This window comes from Kitasatospora sp. NPDC001527 (assembly GCF_040298605.1).
Taxonomy (GTDB): domain Bacteria; phylum Actinomycetota; class Actinomycetes; order Streptomycetales; family Streptomycetaceae; genus Kitasatospora.
The window spans coordinates 1-19,482 of the sequence record NZ_JBEPAM010000035.1 but is presented as its reverse complement, the minus strand read 5'-3'; the positions used below and the strand labels follow the sequence as shown (position 1 = coordinate 19,482).

At 69.1% G+C, this 19,482-nt stretch carries 21 protein-coding genes and 2 pseudogenes; 16 read left to right on the top strand and 7 right to left on the bottom strand.

Annotated elements, in window-relative coordinates:
* Positions 1-132 precede the first annotated feature (132 nt).
* Complete coding sequence (locus ABT238_RS26615) at positions 133-1,557, bottom strand: hypothetical protein (protein WP_350794074.1); 1,425 nt, start codon at positions 1,555-1,557, stop codon at positions 133-135.
* Positions 1,558-1,710: 153 nt separating this feature from the next.
* Positions 1,711-2,976 (bottom strand): competence protein CoiA family protein, encoded by a 1,266-nt coding sequence (locus tag ABT238_RS26610; protein WP_350794068.1) that lies wholly within the window; start codon positions 2,974-2,976, stop codon positions 1,711-1,713.
* 257 nt (positions 2,977-3,233) lie between these two features.
* Between ABT238_RS26610 and dnaB the strand changes: the two genes are divergently transcribed.
* Positions 3,234-4,763: a replicative DNA helicase gene (gene dnaB, locus ABT238_RS26605; protein WP_502891464.1), complete on the top strand. Its 1,530-nt coding sequence runs from the start codon at positions 3,234-3,236 to the stop codon at positions 4,761-4,763.
* A 36-nt stretch (positions 4,764-4,799) separates the two neighbouring features.
* On the opposite strand, the gene ABT238_RS26600 is transcribed toward dnaB, so the two are convergent.
* Complete coding sequence (locus tag ABT238_RS26600; protein WP_350794054.1) at positions 4,800-5,510, bottom strand: hypothetical protein; 711 nt, start codon at positions 5,508-5,510, stop codon at positions 4,800-4,802.
* Between the two features lie 106 nt (positions 5,511-5,616).
* Between ABT238_RS26600 and ABT238_RS26595 the strand changes: the two genes are divergently transcribed.
* Together ABT238_RS26595 and ABT238_RS26590 are read left to right on the top strand one after the other, a co-directional pair.
* Positions 5,617-6,360 (top strand): DnaB-like helicase C-terminal domain-containing protein, encoded by a 744-nt coding sequence (locus ABT238_RS26595; protein WP_350794048.1) that lies wholly within the window; start codon positions 5,617-5,619, stop codon positions 6,358-6,360.
* 37 nt (positions 6,361-6,397) lie between these two features.
* Positions 6,398-6,736: a hypothetical protein gene (locus ABT238_RS26590; RefSeq protein WP_350794032.1), complete on the top strand. Its 339-nt coding sequence runs from the start codon at positions 6,398-6,400 to the stop codon at positions 6,734-6,736.
* A gap of 205 nt (positions 6,737-6,941) precedes the next feature.
* Here the strand turns inward: ABT238_RS26590 and ABT238_RS26585 are convergent, their stop codons facing one another.
* Positions 6,942-7,355 carry a hypothetical protein gene (locus ABT238_RS26585; protein ID WP_350794022.1) on the bottom strand — a complete coding sequence of 138 codons (414 nt, stop codon included), beginning with the start codon at positions 7,353-7,355 and terminating at the stop codon, positions 6,942-6,944.
* A gap of 707 nt (positions 7,356-8,062) precedes the next feature.
* Here ABT238_RS26585 and ABT238_RS26580 point away from each other — a divergent pair.
* The 5 genes and pseudogenes from ABT238_RS26580 (at position 8,063) to ABT238_RS26560 (ending at position 11,391) form a co-directional block, all read left to right on the top strand.
* Entirely contained in the window at positions 8,063-8,704 is a 642-nt protein-coding gene (locus ABT238_RS26580; RefSeq protein WP_350794017.1) for a sigma-70 family RNA polymerase sigma factor, read from the top strand.
* Positions 8,705-8,709: 5 nt separating this feature from the next.
* Positions 8,710-9,492: a hypothetical protein gene (locus ABT238_RS26575; RefSeq protein WP_350794016.1), complete on the top strand. Its 783-nt coding sequence runs from the start codon at positions 8,710-8,712 to the stop codon at positions 9,490-9,492.
* Positions 9,493-9,608: 116 nt separating this feature from the next.
* Positions 9,609-10,379, top strand: a complete 771-nt coding sequence (locus ABT238_RS26570) for a DciA family protein (protein ID WP_350794015.1) — start codon at positions 9,609-9,611, stop codon at positions 10,377-10,379.
* A gap of 91 nt (positions 10,380-10,470) precedes the next feature.
* Positions 10,471-10,722 (top strand): annotated as a pseudogene (locus tag ABT238_RS26565) (GIY-YIG nuclease family protein); the annotation flags it as partial.
* A 240-nt stretch (positions 10,723-10,962) separates the two neighbouring features.
* Positions 10,963-11,391, top strand: a complete 429-nt coding sequence (locus tag ABT238_RS26560) for a hypothetical protein (protein ID WP_350794572.1) — start codon at positions 10,963-10,965, stop codon at positions 11,389-11,391.
* A gap of 132 nt (positions 11,392-11,523) precedes the next feature.
* On the opposite strand, the gene ABT238_RS26555 is transcribed toward ABT238_RS26560, so the two are convergent.
* Positions 11,524-11,703 (bottom strand): hypothetical protein, encoded by a 180-nt coding sequence (locus ABT238_RS26555; protein WP_350794014.1) that lies wholly within the window; start codon positions 11,701-11,703, stop codon positions 11,524-11,526.
* A gap of 303 nt (positions 11,704-12,006) precedes the next feature.
* Here ABT238_RS26555 and ABT238_RS26550 point away from each other — a divergent pair, with 303 nt between their 5' ends.
* The 4 genes from ABT238_RS26550 (at position 12,007) to ABT238_RS26535 (ending at position 15,283) form a co-directional block, all read left to right on the top strand.
* Positions 12,007-12,489, top strand: a complete 483-nt coding sequence (locus ABT238_RS26550) for a hypothetical protein (RefSeq protein ID WP_350794013.1) — start codon at positions 12,007-12,009, stop codon at positions 12,487-12,489.
* A 377-nt stretch (positions 12,490-12,866) separates the two neighbouring features.
* Complete coding sequence (locus ABT238_RS26545) at positions 12,867-13,697, top strand: hypothetical protein (protein ID WP_350794012.1); 831 nt, start codon at positions 12,867-12,869, stop codon at positions 13,695-13,697.
* Between the two features lie 78 nt (positions 13,698-13,775).
* Complete coding sequence (locus tag ABT238_RS26540; RefSeq protein ID WP_350794011.1) at positions 13,776-14,576, top strand: hypothetical protein; 801 nt, start codon at positions 13,776-13,778, stop codon at positions 14,574-14,576.
* Positions 14,576-15,283 carry a DciA family protein gene (locus ABT238_RS26535; RefSeq protein WP_350794010.1) on the top strand — a complete coding sequence of 236 codons (708 nt, stop codon included), beginning with the start codon at positions 14,576-14,578 and terminating at the stop codon, positions 15,281-15,283. Before ABT238_RS26540 ends, ABT238_RS26535 begins: the two co-directional genes overlap by 1 nt.
* Here the strand turns inward: ABT238_RS26535 and ABT238_RS26530 are convergent.
* A complete protein-coding gene (locus tag ABT238_RS26530) occupies positions 15,252-15,758 on the bottom strand; it encodes a P-loop NTPase family protein (RefSeq protein WP_350794009.1) in 507 nt (168 codons plus the stop codon). The genes ABT238_RS26535 and ABT238_RS26530 overlap by 32 nt on opposite strands.
* Positions 15,759-16,098: 340 nt before the next feature.
* On the opposite strand from ABT238_RS26530, the gene ABT238_RS26525 reads away from it, so the two are divergent.
* From ABT238_RS26525 to ABT238_RS26515, 3 genes and pseudogenes are all read left to right on the top strand, one after another.
* Positions 16,099-17,028 carry an ADP-ribosylglycohydrolase family protein gene (locus ABT238_RS26525; protein ID WP_350794008.1) on the top strand — a complete coding sequence of 310 codons (930 nt, stop codon included), beginning with the start codon at positions 16,099-16,101 and terminating at the stop codon, positions 17,026-17,028.
* Between the two features lie 30 nt (positions 17,029-17,058).
* Positions 17,059-17,484 (top strand): annotated as a pseudogene (locus tag ABT238_RS26520) (recombinase family protein); the annotation flags it as partial.
* A gap of 94 nt (positions 17,485-17,578) precedes the next feature.
* Positions 17,579-17,872, top strand: a complete 294-nt coding sequence (locus ABT238_RS26515; protein ID WP_350794007.1) for a helix-turn-helix domain-containing protein — start codon at positions 17,579-17,581, stop codon at positions 17,870-17,872.
* Positions 17,873-18,126: 254 nt separating this feature from the next.
* On the opposite strand, the gene ABT238_RS26510 is transcribed toward ABT238_RS26515, so the two are convergent.
* Positions 18,127-18,732 carry a DUF6461 domain-containing protein gene (locus ABT238_RS26510; RefSeq protein ID WP_350794006.1) on the bottom strand — a complete coding sequence of 202 codons (606 nt, stop codon included), beginning with the start codon at positions 18,730-18,732 and terminating at the stop codon, positions 18,127-18,129.
* A gap of 139 nt (positions 18,733-18,871) precedes the next feature.
* Here ABT238_RS26510 and ABT238_RS26505 point away from each other — a divergent pair.
* Positions 18,872-19,482: IS5 family transposase (locus tag ABT238_RS26505; RefSeq protein WP_350794005.1), on the top strand; the 611-nt coding region annotated here is incomplete at its 3' end.

Here is a 19,482-nt window from a genome sequence, read left to right as displayed (position 1 = left end):
TCAGAACCGGACGCGGTACCCGAGTGTCATCGGGTAGCCATTGAACCGGGGCGTGGGGAGCCGGTACTGGTGAAGCGCTTTGCAATCTGACAGGACGGACCACGTCGCGGTCGTGAAGGTCAGTTCACCCTGTTACTCGTCGGTGTGGACGAACTCCGGCACGCTGAAACGCTCGGCGAGATCGAGGGCGGTCGTGCTGGCCAGCGGCATCGGGGTACGTGGGCGGGGGATGTAGTGCTGCGGCTGGATGTCGCGTTCGAGGTTGGAGGTCACGTACCGAACGAAAGTCGTGATCGTTGCAGAGGAAGCGGCGCTCTCACTGATGTGGGCGTTGCGTTCCTTCCATGCCGCGGCGCTGGCAGCGGCGCGCCAAGCGATGCTGCAGACCTGGTCCCGGTGCCATCCCGCACGGAGGGCACCGAGTGCGGCCGTGTGGGCCTCCCCGTACCGGGTGGATGGGAGAGGGGGGTATTGGTACTCGCGGGTGATGAGGTCATCCAGGTAGGCGAGCACGCTGTACGCCTGGATGATGAGGGCCTGCTCGACGATCTCCTTACATACTGAATGCGACTGGGCGTCGAACTCCTCGGAGTCCCGGAGCATCACACGGGCCTCGCTGGCCGACTGGGTCAGACGGAAGGTCACCAGACCCGGCGCGTAGGAGCCGGCGAGCGCGTCGATGCGGCCGTCCTGGAAGGCGGCCGCTCCCATCAAGGCGACGTCGAGGGCGAGGAAGCCGCACGAGTACATCGCGGTCAGCTCTTCGACGTCCTTCTCCGGTTGGCCGGTCCAACCCCACTGCGAGTCGGCAGCAGCCGGAAGGACCTTGGCTCCGTTCTCAAGGAGAGCGACCATCGCCTCGGCGATCACGAGTCCGCGCAGCGACAACGCGTGCACGGCCGTAATCGGAGCCTGACAAGCGACTTCCCGCTCCCACAGCGACCGGACCTCGGCTTCAATCCGGGCTGCTTCCTTCGCCTCGTGCTCAGCGGCGACCTTGACGGCTGCTGCGGCGACGGCGTTCCCTGGACTGACCGACTCGGACGGCGCCGGGCGCGGTGACGTCTTCGGAAGGGACCGCCCGGACCGGGGACTAGGAACAGCAGTGCTCCAAGGATCCGCAGTGGATGGACCGCGGTGCAGCCCCTGTTCCCGGCAAGACGCGCAGTACTGCTTCGCCTTTCTGCCGAGTTGCCCACTCGCGAGTCGTGGCAGTGAGGCGACCTGGCTGACGGCGGTCCGGTTCCGAACCGGCAGCGGCTCGCGACATCCCTGACAGGGGACAGCCAGAAGGAACGCCCGAGACTTCGCCGGCACTGAGTGGATGACCCACTGCTCATCCCCGAGCTCAGCCACCCGATAGCGCCAGGTCGGCTCGGGATCCATCGTGATCTGCCAATACCGAGCGCAGACCCCGCGCAAATCATCAGGGGTGTCATGGTCGATCTCCACCCGGATCAGCGGGTTCTCCTCATCAGGAAGGAACAGCACCAATGCCACTGCATCGCCTGCGCTCTTCTGCTGTTCCCGCTTCCGGCGCCGCTGCCGCTTCCCCACCCCGGGCCCTCCATCCTGACACGCACAGTAGTGGACCGTAACGATAGATCACATCAGGCCAGCCACGTGAAGGATCCGCCATCTGTGGATCACCGCCCCCGGCTGCGGCTGTTTGCCGGACACGAGGCCGCTCGAGGGGACCGGGCCCGGGGTTCAACGGCTTCCGTAGCGGGCCCGGCACGGGGCGCAGGCGTGGGCGGGACGCGGTCCGTAACGGTTGATGGGTGTCCCGCACCCCGCGCACGGTCCCACCTCCCAGGGCTTGCAACCCGCATGGGCGGCGGCGGCCTGACGCTGGTCCCAGGTGACGTCGATGGGCGGACACTCACTGGGCGGACACTCACTGGGCGGGCGCACCGTGGCCGGGGCGGGAGGGGGTGTGGTCCGGGTAATGGTCACGGCCGGGCGGATGGTTTCGCCCAAGTCTCGGGGTGGCTGTGGTGTGGAGCGAACATCGGATTCGTCGCGGATCCTGGAGCATTCGGCATCCCGTTGTTCGGGAAGCCGAATCCGGGTCTTCTTCGGTGCGGGCTCGGGCTGGGCCTCCTGGCCGCCGTTCTCGGTGAAGAGCTCCAAGTCGGTGTTCGATATCCAGAAACGCAAGGTGCGCTGGCTCGGTTTGGTGGTGAAGGGAACGTAGTCACCGGCGGCGATGTCGCGGACCAGGTCGTCCAGCTGACGGGCACGGAGTTCCCAGCGCGGATGCCAGTTGCCGCAACGTCCGCTGCGGCGGACCGGGCACGGGAACGGGTTGGTGAGGTCGCACTTGTCCAACTCGAGGCCGCGAACACCTCCGCGCACGAGCATGTCGCGGTCGTTCAGGATCGCCTCGGGCGGCAGGTTGTCGGTGCGGCTCCAGTGCACGTGGTCGATCAGCGGGGCTTTGGGGTCGAGAACATGCCAAACCGGTGTGACGCCCTGGTCGCGGGAGGCAAGGTCACGCCGGCGGACCGCCGGGGCAGTCGAGTAGGAGAGCTGGGGCTCGAAGCCGATCTGCCGCCCGCCGGCGCCGGTGACCAGAACGTCGGTTCGGCGCCGGCCGTCCACGGCGCGCACCTCCAGCTCGGCCCGGAAGCCACCGAGCTCGGCCGCCCGCGCGAACCGCTCCTTCAACGCCTTGTGCTGATCGCTCTCGCCATCGCCGTGATCCCGCTGGTCGCGGTTGTGGTGAGCGGCGATCCTGAGGCCCCGCTTGGCGTAGAGGTACATCCATTCGATCTGGCCTGGGTTCTGCTTATAGCAGGTCGGGCAGTAGAGGCCTCGTTCCTCGACCGGCCGCTTGTCGGCGAGCAGGAGCTCCCAGAGGCCTTTGTACTGGGGGTAGCCGAGGTCGGCGCGGTCAAGGTCCAGGAGTCCGTCGACCAGGACGCAGAAGACGGGGTTGCGCTTGTAGTAGGACGAGCCAGCCGTACTGTCCATAGAACCTCGTCTCAGTTGTCAACTGCGCACGAAGAGAATCCGATTATGCCTCGCGGCACTGACAATTCGACCCGAGCCTGCTGGCACGGAGCCGGCGCCGGTCTCGCGTCCAGCTTGACCGAACAAGCAAGCGAATAAGTACTGGAGTTAGTCCTGCCACAGACCCTGATAACCACGAGCAAACGATTGCCGTACGCCACTAGAGTGAAACGACGCCGGATACCCGGACTCCAAAGGGCTCTGACGAACTCACACAGTTGACCCCGGAGATCCGGCCGATCGAAGGAACCCCGCCCGGAGGTCGTGGCGATCGGCGATCCGTCAGACAAATCGGGACGTATGGATTGAATCGGGCGCGAGCCCTACAGCGAGGATTCGATGTGAGCGGGCACGAGCAAGCAGCAGACCTGCCGGGCACTGCATTCAAGGTACCGAGGGACCTGGAGGCGGAGCAGGCGGTTCTGGGCACGATGATGCGCTCGAAGGACTTCATTGCCGAAGCCGTCGAGGCGATCCGGCCGGCGGACTACTACCGGCCCGCCCACGAACTCATCCACTGCGCCGTCCTTGACCTCTACGCCGCCCACGAGCCCGTCGACCCGCTCACCGTCGCCGCCAAGCTGACCGAACGCGACGAGCTGGTCAGATGCGGTGGCGTCAACTACCTGCACAGCCTCGCGAACAACGCCAGAAGCATCGCCCACGCCGCGCGGATGCTCGGCCGTGTACGGGAAACCGCGCTACGTCGTCGGCTCATCGAGGCGGGGCTACGGATCGACGAACTGGCGCAGAGCGAAACTCCGATCGACGATGTGGTGGCCGCCGCAGTGGCGGAGGTCTTCGCCGCGACCGATCAGGATCCGACGGTGACCGTGGCCAACCTCGCCGATGTGATGGAGGGAGCACTCGACGAGATCGAGGCTATCGGCACAGTAGGCACCCCCTCCGGGATTCCTACCGGGTTCCACGAGCTGGACCAGATGACCGGCGGCTTGCGGCCCGGGCAGCTCGTCGTCATCGCCTCCCGCCCCGCCATGGGCAAGAGCACCCTTGCCCTGGATATCACGCGCAGCTGCGCGATCCATCACAAGCTGCCCGCCCTTCTCTTCACTCCCGAGATCGGCCGGAACGAGGTGGCGATGCGCCTGCTCGCCGCCGAGGCACGCGTACCGCTCCACCTCCTGCGCTCGGGCAGCATGACGGACGACGACTGGACACGGGTGGCACGTCGCATGCCGGACGTGTCCGAAGCGCCGCTGTTCATCGATGACTCACCGAAGCTGACGTTCACCGAGATCCAGGCCAAGTGCCGACGCCTCCGACAGCGCAACGACATTCGGCTGGCCGTAGTCGACTACGTGCAGCTCCTGGACTATGGCCTTCGCAGGTTCCAGAGCCGCTACGAGGAGATCAACGAGATCTCCCGGCACCTCAAGATCCTGGCCCGCGAGCTGGAGATCCCCATCGTCCTGCTGTCACAGCTCAACCGAGGGCCCGAGCACCGGACCGACAAGCGGCCCCAGCTCTTCGACATGCGGGACTCCGGCACCCTGGAGGACGACGCAGACCTGGTGATCATGCTGCACCGTGAAGACGCCTACGAAAAGGTGTCCCCCCGCGCCGGCGAAGCCGACCTCATCGTCGCCAAGCACCGCGGGGGGATCACCGGCACGATCACCATCGCCTTCCAGGGGCACTACAGCCGTTTCGTCGACATGGTCCGCGAGCGCTCCCTGCCTGAGCAGCAGCACGGGGAGGCCGACGAACCGGCTCGGCCCACCGAGTAGGTACCGGACACGCCACCCTGCCCCGGCAGGCATCAGTCAGACGGGGCGGCGAGCCCCGGACCGGCCGCGTCCGCGCCGAACTGGTCCGGCCGGCCGCGGCACGATGACGGGGATCCCGGCCCGCTCGGCTGCCCGGCGGCGTGCCGCACCCGCGCAGAAGACGCAGGCGCCGTCGGCGGTGGGGTCGGTCGGCGCGCCGGGGTGGATCTCGCAGCCGGAGGTGTTCCGCGGACGGGAGAGCTCCCGGGCGATACAGAAGGCTTCGTGCAGGGCGTCGGCGACCTCGGCGAACTCGGCGTCGACGGAGCGCAGCGACAGTGAGTAGGAGAGGTCGTTGACGGTGTTCATCTGTTCGCGGAGGCGGGTGAGGTCGTAGGGGCCGTCGGGGACGGGGTAGCCGAGGCCGGTGGTGCGTGCCGGCGGGGGGATGCTGGCGGGGTGGGTTCCGCGGCGGCGGGCGCTGTTGCACAGAAGGCAGCGGGTCCAGCCGTGGGGTGCTTCGGGGTCGACGGCGCCGTCGGGGTGGATGGGGCAGCCGGTGCGGCTGCGGGGTGGGGCGAGGTTGCTGGCGACGCGGAACGCGGCGTACAGGTCGTCGGTGACGGCGTCGTACTCGGCCGGGTAGGCGTCGACCCACAGGCCCCGTACGGCGTCGCCGATGGACGCGAGCTTCGACCTGAGCTCGTTGAGGAGGAACGGCCGGCCCGTGGGGACGGAGTAGCTCTGGGACCGCTGAGTCTCGCTCATCCGACCAGAGTGGCATGCGGCTAGCGTCGGTCCAAACCCGGGAGATGACGATTCGGATAGCGTGCCGTTATCCGGTACGCGGCGGGTGAGGGGTAGGGAGGCAGCGGTGAGCGAGCGTCAGGGCGCCGACGAGGCAGTGGCAGGGCTACCGACGCAGCGAGGATTCGCCGGGAGCCCCTTCGAACTGCTCGACGAGCGACGGTTCCACTCCCCGTGGCCGCACCTCGACGCTGTACTGCAACTCGGCCCTGGCCGGATGGTGGGCATCGGTGCCCACCGCGGGCACCGGGAAGCGGCAGCAGGTCTCGAGATCGCGCTGCATTCCGCCGGCAGCGGACACAGGACCCTGCTCTTCGCCCCTGACCTTCCCGCCCGCAACGCCGTTCCGAACCTGCGCATCGAACGGCCGGCGCAGCTGGCACCCGAGCGGATCCGCGAGATCGTCAACACCCGCATCGCTCTTCGGCAGCGCCCGGACGTCGTGGTCGTCGACCACTTCGCCCTCCTGCGTCCGGACCCGCCGGTGTACGAGCCGACCAGTTACGACCCGTGGGACGATCCCGCCGAGGACGAGCGCGACCCGGCCGTTCAGGAGGCCGACGAGATCGGCCGCCAGCTGAAGCTCCTAGCGACCCGCCACGATCTGGCGGTCGTCGTCATGGCCCACATCACGCGCCCATTCAGCAAGACCGAGGCGCTGAACGTCGACCGCCTCGGCCTGGCCGCCTCTCTGGAGTACGACGCCGACGCCTTGCTCCTTCTCCGCCGAGCAGACGACCGACGAGTCGATGTCCATGTGGCCAAGAATCGAACCGGACCCGCACCTCACCAGTTCACAGCGGACTGGTAGACGGACCGCCCTTCGCCGCGAAGGAGGAGGAACAGCGATGCACGGCAAGAAGCGCTGCGACGAGTGCGGCTCGACAGGAACAGCCAGACGTCGGCACCAGGACCTCGACCTGATCGCCTGTGACGACTGCTGGCCCCCGGAGCGGCTTGCCTCGCCAGAACCCGGATGGCGCCGAGAGGACGACTACGGGTACGGACTGGAATACGCCCCGACCGAGTACAGCGACCCCTTCCCCGCCCACGATCCGGTCGACGACCCTATCGGCGATCCGCTCGAGGAATCATTCGAGCAAGCCTGGAGAGAAGGCCGCATACCAAGAGACAGCCCCACTGCTCACGCCTGGAAAGCGCAGCGCCGGCAGACGCGGCCCGAGTAAGCGTCGAAGGGCCGAGGTCGTCATCGCACGACAGCAGGCGGCAGCGGCGCATCCGCGCGGTACGGGCTCAGTGCGGCTCAGGGGGCGGCGGGTCCCCGGCGAAACCGCCCACCGAGGTCGACCACCTGGTCGGCGCCTATGGAAGAGCGGAACAGCTCGACGGGGCCTGCCGTTGTCGCGCGACCGGTGGTTCTACCGGGTTCGGCTACCAATTCAGCGCGATGGCGAGGGTCGGCCACGGGGCGCCAACCGAGATCGAGAATCCGGTGGCGCCAACAACCGACACCGCGTTCCTGAGGATCTGGGCGATCTTGTTGGCGATCTTCTGAATGCGCGCCACCACCTTTTTGGCCCAGCCTGCGGCCATCCGGTGAAAGGGGCTGGTTGGTCCGTAGAAGAAGACCACGACGTAGGACACTACCGAGGCCCAGGCGTACATGGCGGCGAGTTCGTTGTCGGCCTGCTCGACATCGCCTTCTCCCAGCTCGACGCCGGGGCCGATGTCCTCCGTGATCATCGCCTCGATGACCTCCAACAGGTCTTCAAGCTGACCCTCGGTTGTCACCTCCTCCACTCGCGCACCGAGTTCCAGCCGCTGCTCGTCGGACGGTCCCTGCATCGAAGCCTCCTGGTGTTGAACCACATTGGATGGTCACCGTAGCCCGCTTCGCGAGGGTTGCTTCGTATTGTGACGAATGCCGCGCAGGGCCCTACCTGCCCGGCCTTCCTGGGCTTCCTGGCGGGCCCGTGCGGTAGCCCGGGCGGCCTGCTCTCGGCTGCGCAGGGGGACCTTCCACGCTTCGAAGAGGGTCTTCATGCGGCGGCGAGTGACGCCGTAGTACCTCATGAGGGTGGAGAGCGAGGTGCCACCGTTGTAGAGCCGGGTGGCTTCCTTGCGGCGAGGACGCCGGCTGACCCCCGCCTGCGCGGGGAGGATGCAACTCCCCAGACCATCGACCTGACCGGCCTGAACGAAAGCCACACCGGCACCGCCATCACGCCAGCCTCTGACCCAGCCGCCGGCCCACCCCGGGCCGACGGCTGCGCAGTCCTTCCCCCTTCGCACGGCCAGCCCGTACGCCCCTGGCTAGCGCCGAAGCCGCAGGACGGCTTCAGGTCGGCCGCGACCAGAGTTGACGTCTTCTGACTGGACGATCACACCGATCGCGAAGCGGCCGGTCAGAATGCGCGATGTTCCGTCAGATCTGCCCATCTCCTGACCGGCCTGCAGAAACAGGGTGCACAGTCGATTTCCTGATCCTGAACAAGACCCCGGGCCCGGGCCGAACGTCGGTCCGGAACCAGGGGCGGGAGGACGGACAGCACATGGTCGGCATCGACGGCGGCGGTCGCGCTGATGCGCACGATGACGTCCCGAGCCCCCAGCCCTACCAGGCCCATGCGGAGCAGCCGCTCGGCGCCGAGGCCGACGAACCCCTGGTGGACAGTACGCTGCCCACCGGGCTGATCGCCTTGCTGGTGATGCACGGCGAGGCGTACTGGGAGTACGCGAACCTGCACCTCGGCGACGCCGACGCCGCCGACGACCTGGTCGACAACGTCTTCGCGGACCTCGCCGCCCACTGGGACGTGGTGCTTCGCCAGGAGAACCTTCAGGAGTTCTGCTGGGGCGTTCTGCGAGCGACGGTCGACGACGCGCTGGAGCTCCTCGCCCAGCCGTCGGCCATCACCACCGCCGCGTTCACCATCGCCATGAACAACGCCCGCGAGACGCTTCAGGAGCTGGAGAGCCGGCTCGGCCTGTTCGCGGCGATCGGCAACCTCCCCGGCCGGCAGCACGACGCCGTGGTGCTCACCTACGTGCTCGGCTACCCGATTGTCACCGCAGCACAGCTCATGGGCATCACCCAGAGCGGGGTGTACAGCCTGCGGCGGGACGCCCGCCGCCAGCTCGCCGCCGCACTGGGCCTGGACGAGAAAGCTGCCGAGGAAGCGGAAGAACAGTGATCGACATGAGCAGCGCCGCCGATACGCAGACCCACGTCGACCAGGACGTCGCTGACGCTGACCGGAGCTGGGCGCCGCTCGGAGACGTCCGCCTGCCGGAGCCCGACGGCAGGGGCCGGGCCTCCCGCTGCCTGGACAACGCGCCGGCCCGGATCGCTGCGCGTCTCGCGAAGCCGGCCGATGCGCGGCCCCGCCGGTCGGTGGTGGCGCGTCTGGACTACCACCGGTTCGAACTGCTGGCGCTGTGCCACCTCGTGGTGAACGATGCCCGGGCCCCGGAATTGATCGCCGCTCTGGCTGACACGCCGGCCATCGAACCGCACGGCGCGCTGATGCTCGGCGCGCTGTGTCACCTTGCTGTCCAGGAGGGGGACGACGAGGACGGCGCGGCGGTACGCCGGACGTTGGCGGACGGACCGCGGACCTGGTGGCAGCTGGCGGCCGGGGCCGGGTGCTTCCAGGCCGCCTACGCCCTCTTCCTGCTGTCCGCCGGTCGCGGCGACCAGCGGGAGGCACGGCACTGGCAGGACCAGGCGCGCCGACTCGCCGGCTGCCGGGATGTCCGCACCGAGGTCCTGACCGCCTACGACGGCTTTCAGCCCAGCCACGGCCTGTGCGCCGGCGTCCGCCAGGCCCTGGCAGCCCTGCCGACCAGCCGAGATCCGGACTTCGGGCGCACCCCTGCGATCGACCCCGGCCCCCTCGCAGCAGCACTGCGTCAGCACCACACCGGCGCCTGCTGCAGACCTACACTGCCCCAGCCGCCGCTACCCGGACACCCTTCTTAAACGGGACAGCCTAGAGCTGTGGCCGCGAGGACATTCTCGGATGCGACCTTGAGGCCGTCCGGGACGCCGTCGCCGCCTACCGCGCCGACGCGCTCGCGCGGCTGGCCCGTACGCCGGTGCGTGCCACCCGCCAGGCCGCCCGCACCCACGGCAACACGCCCGCCCCGCGGACCGCCCGCGCGGCCCGGCCGGCCACCGCCGCACGGCGTGGCCCACGCGAGCCGGAGCTCCTCGCAGAGGTGTTCCTCGCCCTGGTCGCCGCCCACGGCTGGACGCTGGGCACCGCCGGCGGAGGCCTGCGCGACCATTGGCCCACCATCGTCGGGCCGGACGCCGCCGCCCACTGGCACCTCTCCGGCTACGACCCCACCACCCGCCACCTGCGCGTGACCGCCGACTCCCCGGCTTGGGCCGCCCAACTCCGTTACCAGACCCGCCGCATCCTCACCGCCCTCCACCAGCTGCGGCCCGGCACCGTCGCAGCCATCGAGATCCGCGTCGGCCCCGCCCCGGCGGTGCAGGACGACCAGGACCCCGACGACCGACCCCGGCACGACAGCCAGCCTGTCGCGCAGCCGGCCCAGCTCCCGCTCGCCAACAACAGCTTCTACCAGGAACTTCGTCGTCGGATGCGCGAGGACGCGGCCGCCCGTCGGGCCGCGCTCGACGAGGCCGCCGCCCGGCGTGAGGCATTCCTGCGCCAGCACTACAACCGGCTGCGCGAACCCGAGCACCGACTGTCCGTTGAGGACCAGGTCGCCGAGGCCGCTCACGACCGCCGTCTTCGCAACAGCCACCGCGCCGCTCTCGCCGTCGCCCGCAGCCACGTCGTCCCGCTGCTCGCCCACCGCCTGCCGCAGGACGGACCCGTCCGCGGTGTCGCCTGACCAAGACGCCTGCGAGAACAGCCCGCACACCGTTATCGTCGCCTGCAGGCCGTCACCGAGTGAGCAATCACAAGAATGGATAGCTGAGAAAATGGAGACACCTCCACCACCAAAGCGGACCGTCTACGCGATCGGCAGCAATAATGCCTCGCCGCTTTTGAAAATCGGCATCACAAATAATTTGCCACGACGGCTGCTTCAGATTCGCACAATGTCTCCACTTCCCCTCTCGATTATTTGGCAGCACGAGACGAAAGACTTGCAGCTCGAAAACAAGCTGCACCGGCACTTCTCAGAGCGTAGGCAACACGGCGAATGGTTCGACTTCAGCGGCCTCGTAGCAGACCAAGCGCTGGAGAGCGCAGTCCTCCTCCTCGAGTCCAGCGTGCCGGCGCAACGCTCATGCGAACCGCCAGAGCCCACAAAAGCACCGGGCCCCAACAGCAACTCCCCCGACTGCAACTGCGGCCATCCCGTCCTGCAACACTCAGGACCGAACTTCCCAAATGATCCGCCCTATCTTTGCATTGCGGTTGACACACACGGATTCGACTGCATTTGCCTCGGGTACGACCCGGAGCCGATGACGATGGAGAAGTGGGTCGCGCTCGGGATCCAGGAAGACTACGCGGTCTTTCATCCAGCTTTTCGGCGCCGGGAAGTCCGGCTCGCCTCACCCCTGCGTCCAGCGCTAGCCCGGCTCATGCTGGGTGATCCGGGTGCGCACCCTGAAGGCCGCAGGCTCGTCCTCCGGGATGTCGGCCTCTACCTCACCGCCCTCGGCCTCATCGAGACCAACGGCTCAACAAGCGCAGCTGAGATCGTCGAGGCGCTGAGAGGGAAGCTGTCCATTGGGGTTGTTCAGGCTGAGCTGGACGCCCTCCTCGAGCAGGAGCTGCTGTGCCTGGTTCCCGAACGGAACTCCGCCGCAAAATGCCGTCCGACGTCGTCGTGGACAGCTGGCGGCCTAGCCACGGAGTCAGCTGAGACCTCCGACGAGCGAGACAACTGATCACGCAGTTGGCCATCGTGCCGTAGCCCGGAAGCCCCGGCCTCGACCCGCCGCAGGGTGCCCCCCGATACCGCGCCAGGAACGGTAGGTATCGTGGTTGACCCGATGCGCCGATCGAGTGCTGCGGTGGTTCTAGTCATAGTCGCTGTCGAGGTCGATCTGGAGTCGGCCGTTGCCGTCAACGTAGGCGGGGTAGAGGTCTCCGTCGACGACCGCGCCGTCGATGTGGACCTCGATGTCGCCGTGGCCGGGATCGATGAAGACCCGGTTGTACTTGTCGAAGACGACGTCGTACATCACGTAGTCGGACACGACTCCTTCGATCTCGATCTCCGGACTGTCCCAAAGCCATCCCACGTCGGACTCCCCGTTCTCCCGGCTTGGCCGCCGGACCCTGGTGGGCCGCTTCCGTGGTGCTGGTCGGCGGGTGGTGAACACAGCGGATCGGCCGTGCATGGCCGGTTCCGAACGGTGGACGGCGGCGGGTTCGACGTCGACGCGCCATGAACGCGAACCGCAGGCGGCGTCAATGCTCCATCACCCCGAACTACACCTTCGGGCGAATCACCACGAAGCGGCGTGCCCGCCAAGTCGATCACCGCGACCATGACCCGCGTGAAGACCACCCGCCGCGCCCTGCGCGCCGCCGCCCCGCTGCTCACTGTTCTACTTCTGGCTGGCTGCGGCATCGGTACTCAGTCCCCGCCGTCCCATGACTCCGCGCTGACCAAGGCGGCGGGCATCGGCACGATGTCGATCGTCTGCACCGCCGACATGTGGGACCGGACCCGGCCGGAGAACCTCAGCAAGGTGGACAAGCCACTGGCGGAAGGGGAGCGCGGCGGCCGGGGCCTGGTGCGGGTCACACTGACTGGCTCCCAGCTGGTCGACTACCTGAAAGAACTTGACTGGAACGGTCACCCCGGCTGGGGCACCGGGGAGACCCTGGACCACAAGCACCACGACGAGCAGATCGCCCGCCGTATGTACGACGCCCTGGCCCCCGCAGTCGCCAGCGTGAAGAACGCGCGCTCCGCCGCGGACCCGGTGCCCGAGGTTCTGATCGACGACACCCTGGACACCCCGGAGGCCCCGTAGCTGGCCGCCCCGGGATCAGCACGACCGGAAGCCCATGGCGGCTTTCCTGTTGGAAGACCAAGTGGGGGCAGCGATCCTGGCCACCACGATCTCACGGGCCTGGCCAGGTTCCAACAGCGTGCCGCTGGCCTTGGTTTGGGCGTGGGCTAGGCGCTCGGCAATCGGGTTGAGGGCACGCCCATCACCTCGTACTGGGCTGGCAGGTACTCGCAGGCAGCGCGGGCTCGGCGAACGGCCAGGGCGAGTTCCTCGCTGTCTATCGGCTCCAGCCCCTTACCTCGGCTGCCTGTTCCGGGGCGGCCTCTGGCTCTGCCGGGTCGTTCCGGGACATGTAAAGTCCGGGCTGCCACAGAGGTTTGGGCGGTAGGGTCCGGGCCATGACGACCGTTCCGCGTTCCCGTTTCTCCGTGAGGCTGGGCCTGGCCGAGGAGGACGACGAGGCGCCTTACGAAGGGGTGCCCCGCCACCTTCTCCAGCCGCTCCAGCGCTGGGTCCGCAGCCACTTCAGCTCTAGCCAGGACGACGACGCCGAAGACATGTGCCTGCGTCTGCGCATCGCCGTTCCGTCCGGTGGCAACCCCACGCTCGTGCTGACAGCCATGGACGGCATGGACCTCCTGGACGTGGTGGACGCGATTTTGGCGCACGAGGAGGAGGACATGGGCGGGGACCCCGACGGCGAACTCGCCCGGGTTCTGGACGGTGGGGGTTCGGCCTACCAGGTCAACGATGAGGGCAATGGCCTGGAGGAGCGCGTGACGCCTGCGGTCCGGGAAGCGGTGCGCACCACAATCACGGACGCGAACGCTCTGTCGGCGGCAGGCTCGGCCGGCGACCACCTGTCAATGGCCTGGCAGGCCGCCTACGGCCTGGAGCCGGACCCGGTACGGGTCTACAGCGAAGCGATCAAGGCGGTGGAGTGTGCTGCACACGCGGTGGTGCAGCCCAACCATGCCCGGGCGACGCTGGGCACCATGATCGGCGAACTGCGCTCCAAGCCTCAGCTGTTCACTGCTGCCGTGCCCAGGTCACAAGGGATCGGCGTGGTGGAGATGATGATGAGCACGCTCTGGGACGGACAGACGTCCCGGCACGGCAAGCAGAGCCCGACCGTCCCCGAGACGCTGGAGTCGGCCCGCGCCGCCCTGCACCTGGCGGCCGTCTTGGTGCAGTGGTTCACCTCGGGAGCCGTAGCTCGGCTGCCGTAATGGGGAAGGGGGGCTGCGGCTGGCTGCGACCACCCGGCGTGCGACGACGGGATCCGCCTGGACACCCGCACCGCCTGCGTGAACTGCGAGCAGCAGCTCGCCGACCGCCGCTCCGCCGGCAAGGCCCTGGTCCGCGAAGCCGTCGCCCACCTCCCGGCCGGACCCGACCCAGCCCAGCGGCGTGCCGCGGTCGACGCCCACCTGCACCGGCACGCGATGCTGCGCGCCGAGCAGCAAGTGTTCGACCGCCGGCGGGCCGAGCAGCGCCGCGCCGAGGCCGAGGCTCGCCGGGTCGGGCGGCGGGCGCGGGCCGAGGCCGCGGAGGCGGCGCGCCGGGCGCTGCCGTGCGAGGACTGCGGCACCGAGCGGGCGGGTGGGCTGTGCGGGTCGTGCTGGGCCCTGCGTTCCGTCCGGACCGTGGTGGGTGAGTGCGTGGACCTGGCCCTCGCCGCCTGCGCCGATCTCGCCGATCACCGTGACGTCAACACCGTCGCCCGCCGGACCGAGGCCGAGCTGCGCGCGGCGATGGCCGCCGCACGCCCCGCCGGCGCCGGCCGCGAGGACGTCCTTGGATCCGACCTGCAGGCCGCCCGGGACGCCGTCGCCGCCTACCGCGCCGACGCGCTCGCCCGGCTGGCCCGTACGCCGTTGGCCGACGCCGAAGCCGACCTCGCCCACGGCACCGCCCTCCGCGCCAACCGCCACCGCCCCACCGCGCTGGCGGCCGCCGACCAGGCTGCCGAGCAGGCCCGCGCCACCACCGCCCGGTACCTGCTCCTCGAGCGCCTGGAGACCGTACGGGTGCTGCGCGAGCGCGCCAGCCAGCTCCGCTCGACCGCGACCTCCGCCGCCCCGGTCCGCGAGGCGGTGAACGCCTGATGATCCCGACCCCGGCCCCGACCACCGGTGCCGATCTCGCCCGCACCGCGCTGCGCGCCGCCCGCCAGGCCGCCCGCACCCACGGCAACACGCCCGCCCCGTGGGCCACCCGAGCGGCCAGGCCGGCCACCGCCGCACGGCGCGGCCCGCGCGAACCCGAGCCGATCGCCGACGTCTTCCTCGCCCTGGTCGCCGCCCACGGCTGGACCCTGGGCGCCGCCGGCGGAGGCCTGCGCGACCACTGGCCCGCCATCGTCGGCCCGGCCGCGGCCGCGCACTGGCACCTCGCCGGCTACGACCCCACGACCCGCCGCCTGCGCCTCACCGCAGACTCCCCGGCCTGGGCCGCCCAACTCCGCTACCAGACCCGACACATCCTCACCACCCTCCACCAGCTGCGGCCCGGCACCGTCCGGGCCATCGACATCCGCGTCGGCCCCGCCCCCGCACCGCAGCCGGACCCCGACGTCGACGACCAGCTGGCCCCCCGCCCCGCACCGACGCCGCCGGCCCGGCCCCCGCTCGCCGACCACACCGCCTACCAGGAACTACGCCGCCAGATGCGCGAGCAGGCCCTCGCCCGCCAAGCCGCGCTCGAAGCCGCCCCGCCCGCCGACCCCGGCGAACACGACCGCCAGCAGCGTGAACGCCACCGCGCAGCGCGCGCCGTCCGGTTCAGGGGCGTGGTGTCCAGCCGGGCGGGGTGAGCGCGGTGTCGGTCAGGATCCGCCCGACGGTGTCGTCGAGGGTGCTGTCCTCGCCGATGACGTGTTCGTGTCCGCCGGGCAGGAGGTCCAGCGGCCGGTACCAGCTGGCCATCTGCTCGGCGCTCACCTCGGCGGACAGCGGCCGGGTCGCGTGGCGCCGCACCGTCTCAGCGAAGCCGACGTCGAGGTAGTAGAGGAAGCTGCGCCCGCGGTGGCCGGCCACCAGGCCGGTGAGCATCGCGCCGTACCGGCCGGCGTCGAGACTGCCCTCGACGACGGTGTGGAAGCCGCTGTCGAGGGCGTGCCGGGCGACCAGGCCGATCAGGTCGATGTTCGCGCCGCCGGCGACGTCCCGCTCGCGCAGTACCTCACGGCGCAGCAGGTCCTGTCCGACGATGGCCAGGCCGCGGCCGTAGGCGGAGCGGATGCGGGCGGCGGTGCTCGACTTGCCGGCGCCGCTCGGTCCACGTACCACTACCAGCACTGTGTCCGTGCTGCCCGTCCCGGCCCTGGCCCCCGCGGCGGAGGGTGTCTCCACGTTGTCGCCCACGCCGCCTCCGTACCTGCGGCCGGGGGTGGCGACTCGGCCGGGGTGGTTGTTCACGGTTGATGTGGCCCTCGACTGTCGCGTGCCCCGCCGGGGCGCGGGCGGGCAGTGGGGGGGCTTTTGGGCCCTCTTCGTCGGGGCGCGGGTGGGCTCTTTCATCACCGCAGTCACCTCCGTAGGACGAGACGCGGTCGCCGCCGATGGCTCGGGGAGCCGAAGACGGAACAGCGCCGCGCGACTGACGAGACGGCACAGATAACCTGCGCGAATGAAGCGGATACAGCGGGCCGCCGGCGCGGTCGTCGGCTCAGCGGTGGGTGACGCCTTGGGCGGCCCTTTCGAGTTCGGTCCCCCGGGAGCGTTCTCCGCGCGGTTTCCCGCGCCTGGTGCCGGTGGCGAGATGAGCGGAGGCGGTGGCTGGGACCCCGGCGAGGCCACTGACGACACGCAGATGGCCGTCCTGGTCGCGGAGTCCCTGCTGGAACGGGGCGGACTGGATCTGCCGGACATCTTCGCCCGCTTCCAGCGGTGGGCAGCTTCAGAGCCGAAGGACATCGGCCTGCAGACCGAAGACGTCCTGACCAACGGCATGCCCTGGGACCTCGCCGCCGCGATCCATTTCCAGGTCAACCAGCGAGCAGCCGGAAACGGCTCCTTGATGCGGGCATCGACCTCGGCGGTCCACTTCGCGGCCGCCGGCCAAGAAGCCACCATGTACGCGGCCCGCCGCATCGCTGCCCTCACCCACGGGGACCGCGCGGCCTGGGAAGGTACCGCGATCTTCCACGAACTCATCCGCCTCACGTTCGAGGACACTGACCCCCTCACCGCGCTCCCGGACGTACTGGCTTTGGTCCACCCCGACCACCGCGGCCGCTACGCCACAGTCCTCGCGCCCGACTGGCACCCCGATCAGGCCACCGAGTTCAACGGTGCCGTCTGGCCCTGCCTGGGCTCCGCCGTCTGGGCCCTGCGCACCACCACCAGCTTCGAAGACGCGATACGCGCGGCGATCGACCTCGGCGGCGACACGGACACCGTCGCCGCAGTGACCGGAGGCCTCGCGGGGGCGTACTACGGGCTGGATGCAATCCCCGCCCACTGGACCCAGCCGCTCCATGTCCCCCTCCCAGGATTCGACGGAAGAGTGCTGCACCTGCCAGACCTGCTCCACCTCACGCACCGACTCGGAGGCTGAACCGGTTCTTGCTCATCAATCGACCGATTGATGAGCAAGATCAGCAAACGGCAGCGCACGACGGAATCGACTCCGGGTCATGCTCATAAAACGGTGTCAGAAAGTCGACGTGCTCAAGAACTTGAGCACACCCTTTTCTGTACGATCTGGCGAGTTCAGCCACCCCAGAACGACGACACCGCCGATCTCCTCGCCCCCGTTCCAGCCGTACGGACCGGCGGCCTTGCGGGATACGCATGTGTGTCCACCAAGGGACAGCTGCTCGACCGGCAGATCCACGCACTCGCCGAAGCCGGGTGCATCCGGATTTTCGCCGACAAGAAGTCCGGCAAGAACGCCGAACGCGAGGAGCTGTGGAAGGCCTTCGACTACCTCCGCGAGGGCGACACCCTCGTCGTCCCGTCACTGGACCGGCTCGGCCGCTCCATCCAGGACCTCATCGCGATCGTGTCCGGCCTGCGCAAGCGCGGCATCGGTTTTACCTCGCTACACGAAGCGCTCGACAACGACCACGCCCGGCGGGCGCCTGGTCTTCCATGTCTTCGCGGCTTTGGCGGAGTTCATCCGCGAACTCATCGTCCAGGCCACCAACGAGGGCCTGGACGCCGCGCGCGCCCGAGGTGCCCGCCTTGGCCGCCCACCGGCCTTGACCGACGAACAGGTACGTCACGCCCACGACCTGCTCGCCCGCCCGGAGAACACCGTCACCTCGATCGCGAAGCTCCTCGGCGTCTCCCGCAACACCATCTACAACTACCTGCCCGAACTGAAAGGCGGCCGTCTCGCGCTCGCTGAGTCGACCAACGCGGCAGAACTGCCCCGACCCTCCAGGTCAGCGGACTGATTGTCGCCGTTTGCGGCTGGTGACAGCGTTCTTACCGGCACCCCAACTCCTCGCTGTCGCCGTCGTCGGTCCGCGGCAGCGGCTGACCCCCGCCTGCGCGAGGAGGACGGGATCTCCCATTACCCGGTCCCGCACCAGGACGGCTGACCCCCGCGCCCGTGGGGAGGACGTCTCCGTGGGCAACGCTCACGTCTGGGCCGGCTTCGTCCAGGACGGCTGTGTCGACTGCCTGGCGGCCCTCCGGCCGAGGGATGTCACCGGGTCCGGACAGTAGCGCAGGTGAACAAGGTGTCCTGGAGTAGCGTCGGGGTGATGGCGATCCCGGTGAGGTGCTCCGCGAGTGCGAATGCTGCGGGTGAGGACAGGTCCGTTTCGGGAACTTCCTCCTCGAGGTGGAAGCCGGTCTGCTGCATGGCTTCCAGGAGTTCGTCGGGTGTGGTGCCCCAGCGTTCGCCCGGGTACATGGGGTCGAAGCAGAGTCGCAGGACCTGGTTCTCTGCCCAGAGGAACGTGCCGAGGCCGTTGACGTTGACGAAGCGGGAGACCCAGCAGGCCCCGGCGGAGGCCGGGAGGGCTCGGTCCTCGGTGACACCGAGGTAGCCGTTGGGTTCGATCAGCAGTGTCCAGTCGCCGACCGTGGTCATGGCGACCAGCTGGTGGTCGCCCTTCTCCAGTTCGTACTGGTCGAAGGTGGCGTCGACGACCGCGGCCATGCCGTGCAGAGGTGCCTTCGGCCGGCCGTCGAGCCGGGACATCAGCTCAGTCGGCGACAGGTCGTGAGCCAAAGTGAAGCAGTACGCGTCGGCGATGTCCGGAAAGTCGTTCTCGAACCACGCGTAGTCCGCAGCCGTCGTCGTCATACCGTTCATCCTCCGTCCCACCTCTGAGAGGGCGTTCGATAGGGGAATTCCCCCAACTGTCCGGCTTCCATTGGCGCGGCACGGACTCGGTTCCAGGATCTCGTAGCGGCCGGGCCCGCGTCAGCGGTATTGATCAATCGTGACGCAACGACGCCGGTACCCCTCGGACCTGAAGGACGATCAGTGGCGGCTCATCGAGCCGATGCTGCTGCGCTGGCGGTCGGCTCGCGCCGAGGGGCGCGAGCCGACCACCGAACTGCGTGAAGTGGTCAACGCGATCCTCTACGTCGCGCGGACCGGCATCGCCTGGCGCTACCTGCCGCACGACTTCCCGCCCCACACCACCGTCTACGGCTACTTCAAGGAGTGGGAGCGGGACGGCACCGCCGAGCAGATCCACGACACGCTCCGTGACCAGCTGCGGGCGAAGAAGGGCCGGCGGATCCTGCCGAGCGCGGCGATCATCGACGCCCAGTCGGTGAAGGCCTCGCCGAACGCCCCGGCCGACAGCCAGGGCTACGACGGTGGGAAACGGGTCAAGGGCCGCAAGCGCCACATCGCCACCGACACCCTCGGTCTGATCCTGGTCCTGATCGTCACCGCCGCGGGCGTCCAGGTCCGCGGGCGGCAAACAGGTCCTGGACGCCCTCGCCGTCCGGTGGCCCACCGTGACCAAGGCATGGGTGGATGCCGGCTACAACAACGCCGTGGTCAAGCACGGCGCCGCCCTGTCCATCGACGTCGAGGTGG